The 5,776-nt window shown below is 44.3% G+C and carries 4 protein-coding genes and 1 tRNA gene; 2 read left to right on the top strand and 3 right to left on the bottom strand.

From position 1 onward, the window contains the following. Position 1: 1 nt before the first annotated feature. Positions 2-73: transfer RNA gene (locus AC9UEY_RS05575), tRNA-Thr, on the bottom strand. Positions 74-176: 103 nt separating this feature from the next. On the opposite strand from AC9UEY_RS05575, the gene AC9UEY_RS05570 reads away from it, so the two are divergent. After that, positions 177-1,094 (top strand): Ppx/GppA family phosphatase, encoded by a 918-nt coding sequence (locus tag AC9UEY_RS05570; RefSeq protein ID WP_509538920.1) that lies wholly within the window; start codon positions 177-179, stop codon positions 1,092-1,094. Here the strand turns inward: AC9UEY_RS05570 and AC9UEY_RS05565 are convergent. Together AC9UEY_RS05565 and AC9UEY_RS05560 are read right to left on the bottom strand one after the other, a co-directional pair. Then, entirely contained in the window at positions 1,091-1,984 is an 894-nt protein-coding gene (locus AC9UEY_RS05565; RefSeq protein WP_509538917.1) for an NUDIX hydrolase, read from the bottom strand. The genes AC9UEY_RS05570 and AC9UEY_RS05565 overlap by 4 nt on opposite strands. Continuing rightward, positions 1,985-4,030 (bottom strand): RNA degradosome polyphosphate kinase, encoded by a 2,046-nt coding sequence (locus AC9UEY_RS05560; RefSeq protein ID WP_509538914.1) that lies wholly within the window; start codon positions 4,028-4,030, stop codon positions 1,985-1,987. A gap of 124 nt (positions 4,031-4,154) precedes the next feature. Between AC9UEY_RS05560 and AC9UEY_RS05555 the strand changes: the two genes are divergently transcribed. Next, a partial coding sequence (locus AC9UEY_RS05555; protein ID WP_509538911.1) for a glycoside hydrolase family 2 TIM barrel-domain containing protein occupies positions 4,155-5,776 on the top strand: 1,622 nt, incomplete at its 3' end.

The raw sequence follows: 5,776 nt of genomic DNA, 5'->3' as shown, positions 1-5,776 counted from the left end.
GAGCCCCCCGTCAGGATTGAACTGACGACCTGCGCATTACAAGTGCGCTGCTCTACCACTGAGCTAGAGAGGCCTGCTCTTCAAGTTTCCTCGAATACAGCAGGCGCAATTATGGCAGTAAAGGGCCAAATCTTAAAATCCAAGCCTGATACCCCGCCCAACGATAGGTTGGCGCAGTGAGATTAGGTGTCCTTGATGTGGGTTCAAACACCATCCACCTTCAAGTAATGGATGCCCATCCAGGAGCTAGGCCGACTCCTACAACTAACTACAAAGTTGAACTTCGCCTGACTGAATATCTAGATACTTCTGGTGCTATTTCCGCCGGCGGAATCCAACTTCTAAACGATGCAATCCAAGAAGCGGTCGCACATGCACATGAAAATGAAACAGATGAAGTTCTAGCATTTGCCACGTCTGCTCTTCGCGAAGCTACAAATGGTGCACAAATTATTGCCGACATTAACAAAAAGCACGAGATAGATCTACAAGTCCTAAACGGTGATGATGAAGCAGCTATGACTTTCTTGGCAGTCCGCCGATGGTTGGGTTGGTCTGCCGGAAAATTACTAGTTATTGATATCGGTGGTGGTTCATTAGAAATTGCAAGTGGAATTGATGAAAATCCAGAGGCAGCAATTTCGCTTCCACTTGGCGCAGCACGTTTAACACGAGAGTTTTTATCGGGTGATCCATATAGTACAAAGGGAATTAAGAGTTTAGAAAAGCATGTAGAAGAAGTAATTAAGGACTCAATACCTAATTCATTGAAGTCTCATGACGCAGATCATTTTGTTGCAACAAGTAAAACCTTTAGAACTTTGGCACGTATTTGTGAGCAATGGTATGAGGATGATCCAAAGTTCATTGAGCGATCATCGCTGAACTCTGCTATCCCAAGACTTATTGAAATGAATAGTAAATCGCGGGCAGAATTACCAGGAGTTTCAGCGAACCGCGCTCAACAAATCGTTGCCGGCGGAATTGTTGCACTTGCCGTCATGGACAGACTGGATGTAGATGAGGCTGAAATTTGTCCATGGGCGCTGCGTGAAGGCATTCTTTTACGCCGTTTAGACTGGCTAAGCGACTAGGCGTCGGGCGCTTTCATCCAGTCGATTGCAACAACTTCGCCATCACGATGGTGCAAAATCCATGACTCACCTGGCAATAGCCCATGATCTAACTGCTTAATATTCTTCTTGCCAATATATTTTGCAACAATCGCAGGAATGACTGGGTTGTGGCCACACACAATTGCATGTGCTTCACTTTCAATAATATCTTGAACGACATTGATCGCAGCTTTCTTATCTTTTTCAAATGCATATTCACTGAGCTCAGTCCAGTAAATCATATCTAATTTCAATGAACGGGCCATTGGCGAAACTGTTTCGTAGCAGCGAACTGCATCTGATGTGTGGATCTCAGTAATTCCAAATGGAAAATATTTTGCCAACATTCGCATAGATTGAATTTGGCCTAACTGTGCAAGTGGGCGATCACCATCATCGCCTTCCCATTCTTCTCGAGCGATTGCTTTTCCGTGACGCAATAAAACTAGTGGAGTGGTATCGGTTCCAAATTTTTCAAAGTTCTTTAAAACCTCTTTGTCACCTTCACGGGTAAGTTTGTCGTAAGCATCAGCAACAGTTAACCAAATTATTTTATCCACTTCATTTGGATCTAGTGGACCCTTGGCCTCACCGATTGCTTGTGCTGACCAATATCTCACCGACTTAGTTGATGCGCCAACTAGATACTCAACCGTGCATAGCTCTGGGCCGAAAACACTTTCAAAACCAGTCTCTTCAAAAACTTCACGGTACGCGCAACTTATCTCTGGTTCGCCTGGTTCAACTTTTCCTTTTGGAAAAGACCAGTCGTGATATCGAGGACGGTGAATCAAAGCGACTTGAACTAGTTCATCACTTAAGCGGCGCCACAAAACTGCTCCTGCTGCCTGTATTACCTGGCTTTCCAATTAACGATCCTTTGAATAATGCTCAATGAGCTCTGCGTGAATATTTGTTAGTCCCTTTTTATTCGGGCGAGACCAAGTCGTTTCTCTCAGCTGCCACGAGGAAGTTTCCTCAGAAAGTCCAAGATCTAATAGAGATTGCAAGCGCACATGATGTTCTTTCCTTTGGACCATAACAAGGCTCTCAACGCGGCGATCAAGATTTCTACCCATTAAATCTGCACTGCCAATCCAATACTCATCATCTCCTCCATTAACAAAGTGATAAATACGTGAGTGCTCAAGGAATCGCCCCAAAATAGATTTAACAGTGATGTTTTCTGACACGCCTTTGATGCCTGGTTGTACTGCGCAAATTCCTCGAATTAATAATTCAATCTTTACACCGGCTTGAGAAGCTTCATACAACTTCGCAACAAAACCTTCATCCAAGATTGAATTGAGTTTAAATTGAATTCCCGCTGGACGTCCGCTCTTTGCATGGTCAATTTCACGATCAATACGTTCTGTTAATCCTGATCGCAATGTTCGAGGCGCAACTAACAAACGTGAGTATGTTGACTGTGGTGCAAAACCCGAGAGTTGATTAAACAGACGCGTTAGATCTTCTGTTAATTCAAGATCTGCGCTGAGCATTCCTAGGTCTTCATAGATGCGGGCAGTCTTTGGGTTGTAGTTTCCAGTTCCGATGTGACAGTAACGACGGATGCCTTGTGGCTCATCTCTTACAACTAGAGAGAGCTTTGCATGAGTCTTTAATCCCATCAACCCATACACGACGTGCACACCTGCAGCTTCAAGCTTTCGCGCCCAACGAACGTTTGCCTGCTCATCAAATCGTGCACGGATTTCAATTACTGCAACAACTTGCTTGCCTGCCTCTGCTGCTTCGATTAACGCCTCGATAATTGGAGAGTCACCTGATGTGCGATACAAAGTTTGCTTGATTGCTAGTACCTGTGGATCTTTTGCGGCGTTTTCTAAAAAGTGCACCACTGACGAAGTAAAGGATTCATAGGGGTGGTGAAGAAGAATTTCACCTTGGCGAATGGCTGCGAAAAACAAGTCACTATCCTCAGAATCCACCTCTGATAGGGCTTTAGCGGTGCGGGATCTAAAGGGTGGGTAGTTTAACTCTGAAAAATCAAGGTCTGCAATTTTATGAAGTGAAGTCAGATTTAATGGCGCGCTGACATGGAATATGTTTTCAGCACCGATGCCAAGTTCAGATCCAAGTTTTAACACTCGAGCTTCGCCGACTCCCGCTTCGATTTCAAGGCGCACTGGTGGTCCAAATCTGCGACGCAGCAACTCTTGCTCAAGTGAAAGGAGTAAATCTTCGGCTTCATCTTCATCTAGTTCAATATCTTGATTTCTAGTCACACGGAATGTGTAGTGATCTTCAATCACCATTCCTGGGAATAACTCTTGTAGGTGAATTGAAATCAGGTCTTCCAGTGGTAAGAAGCGCGTAGACCCAAATTTTGCTGTTGCAATAAAACGAGGCAAAATTTCTGGAACTTTCACACGGGCAAAGAACTCCTCTTGGGTTGCTGGATTCTTAACCATCACAGCAAGGTTGAGAGATAAACCTGAGATATAGGGGAATGGGTGTGTCGGATCAACAGCCAAGGGAGTCAATACAGGAAAGATTCGATCCTGGAATAACTTGGCAACATATGCGCTTTCTGTTTCATCAAGCTGTTCCCACTTTACAAATTCAATTCCGTGCTTTTTTAACTCTGGCAAAATCTGATCATGCAAAGTTTTTGATTGACGAGACACTAGCTCATTAACCTTTGTGCTGATCAATGCCAAGAGCTCTTTTGGTTTATAGCCGGCAACATTTGCTCCGGTCACATCATTTTCGATCTTGCTCATCAAAGTTGCAACGCGCACCATAAAAAACTCATCTAAATTCGAAGAGGAGATTGCCAAAAAGCGAAGTCTCTCAAGGAGTGGAACTGTCGAGTCTTCGGCTAATTCAAGGACCCGTTGGTCGAAAGAGAGCCAACTGATCTCTCGGTCGGTCAGGTGCTCGATTCTCATGAAGAAATCCTCTCGCGAATGGGTGAACAACAGGTAATCGGAGTAAGGACTAGGGTTAAACCAGCCCCCCATTGCACGCTCAACGATGGTGTGCTCTCCCTCATTTCCTGAGAGACTTCCCCACGTGATTAACAACTACTGGATGAGCCCAGAGACCACCTCTGTAAACCGTTTGCCAATGCTTAACATCGAACACTTTGAACAAATTTCTCTAGATGGCACATGGCGTTTCCAGTTGTTACATAGCCCGACAGAAAAGCTGGGCAAGCGGTGGGCATCTATTCCTGTTCCAGGTCTATGGACTATGCAGGAACCATCAGATGTTTTCTTTGATAAACCAATTTATACAAACACACAAATGCCTTTTGAAGAACATCCTCCATTTGTTCCTGCAGAAAACCCAACCGGAGTATATGAGCGCGATTTTGATGTTCCAAAGAGTTGGAGTGGAAAGAGAATTGTTTTACAAGTTGGTGGTTATGAATCTGTAGCAGTCGTCTACATCAATGGTGAAGAGGTTGGGCTTTCTAAAGATTCACGATTGGCCGCTGAATTTGATGTAACTCAATTTGTTCAAAGCGGGAGCAACGTTCTACAGATTGATGTAGTCAAGTGGTCGGATGCAACATTTATTGAGGATCAAGATCAGTGGTGGCATGGTGGTATTACTCGTTCAATTAAGTTGTATGCAACTAATAAGGTCTTTATTGAAAGATTCAATACAGTTTCTGGTTTAGAAAAAGATGGCACGACAGGTACTTTGAGTATTGAAGCCGACCTTGGCTCACTTGATGATCTTTCAACAGATGGCTACACACTGCGTGCATCCATTACCGAGTTGCCTAAGGTTAAAGCTGCAAATCTTGAGAAAGTCATTAGGAACTTCACTTCTCCTAAATGGACCGAACGCGAAGCTGATTTAAAAAAGCGAAGCGATGATTACTTCCACGGTAAGTATTGGCATGGGAAACTACCGGCAGATGCCAAGGCAGCCATCATGGAAAATGAGCCTTGGCCACATGGCAAAGTAATCCTAGAGACTCGAATTCCTAGGGTAGATCCTTGGTCTGCAGAGGTTCCTAACCTTTACACCCTGCACATTGAATTACTGGATCCCAATGGCGCAGTCATTGAAGTATCACAGCAACGAATTGGCTTCAGATCAATTCTCATTAAGGGTCAAGACTTCTTAGTTAATGGTCAGCCAGTTATTTTCTACGGTATCAATCGCCACGACTTCAATCGCTTTACCGGCCGCGCATTGACCCGCGATGACATGCGACAAGATTTACTTGAGCTTAAGCGTTGGAACTTTAATGCTGTGCGCACATCCCACTATCCGAATGACGCGGCTTTCCTAGATCTGTGTGACGAACTAGGTTTTTATGTAATTGGTGAAGCAAATATTGAGTCCCATGCTTTCATCTCTTCAATTTGTAATGACACTAGATACCTAACAGCATTTGTTGATCGTGTTGGCCGAATGGTTCAGCGCGATATTCATCATCCATCTGTTGTTATGTGGTCACTTGGTAATGAATCTGGGGCCGGAACAAACCACGAAGCAGCAGCTGCATTTGCCCGTAGCTTTGATCCATCACGTCCACTGCATTACGAGGGTGGAATCCGCGGTAACTGGATGGGCAGTCATTCATTAACCGATGTAATTGTTCCAATGTATCCAACAATCAATGCAATTAAAGAGTATGCAAAATCTCCTAAGGCTGATCGTCCACTAATTATGTG

This window comes from Candidatus Planktophila sp. (assembly GCF_040402275.1).
Classification (GTDB): domain Bacteria; phylum Actinomycetota; class Actinomycetes; order Nanopelagicales; family Nanopelagicaceae; genus Planktophila.
This window is presented reverse-complemented; position numbering and strand designations above follow the sequence as displayed.